Origin of the sequence: Brevibacillus sp. SIMBA_040 (assembly GCF_046535075.1) — a bacterium.
In the GTDB taxonomy this organism is placed as follows: domain Bacteria; phylum Bacillota; class Bacilli; order Brevibacillales; family Brevibacillaceae; genus Brevibacillus.
The window spans coordinates 1-555 of record NZ_JAWRXI010000051.1 but is presented as its reverse complement, the minus strand read 5'-3'; the positions used below and the strand labels follow the sequence as shown (position 1 = coordinate 555).

At 55.3% G+C, this 555-nt stretch carries 1 rRNA gene; it reads left to right on the top strand.

From position 1 onward, the window contains the following. Nucleotides 1-555 (top strand): 23S ribosomal RNA (locus SB752_RS31890); the annotation flags it as partial.

Genomic DNA, 555 nt, shown 5'->3' with positions numbered 1-555 from the left:
AACAGGTTGATATTCCTGTACCACCTCTGTTCCGCTTGAGCAATGGCGTGACGCAGGAGGATAGGGTGAGCGGCCTATTGGATGGCCGTCCAAGCAGCAAGTGTGGTGTGTAGGCAAATCCGCACACCGCAAAGCACAAGCTGTGATGGCGAGGGAAATGTAAGTACCGAAGTCCCTGATTTCACACTGCCAAGAAAAGCGTCTAGCGAGGAACAAGGTGCCCGTACCGCAAACCGACACAGGTAGGCGAGGAGAGAATCCTAAGGTGCGCGGGATAACTCTTGCTAAGGAACTCGGCAAAATGGCCCCGTAACTTCGGGAGAAGGGGCGCCTCGGTAGGGTTAATAGCCCGAGGGGGCCGCAGTGAAAAGGCCCAAGCGACTGTTTAGCAAAAACACAGGTCTCTGCGAAGCCGCAAGGCGAAGTATAGGGGCTGACGCCTGCCCGGTGCTGGAAGGTTAAGGGGATGAGTTAGCGCAAGCGAAGCTTTGAACCGAAGCCCCAGTAAACGGCGGCCGTAACTATAACGGTCCTAAGGTAGCGAAATTCCTTGTC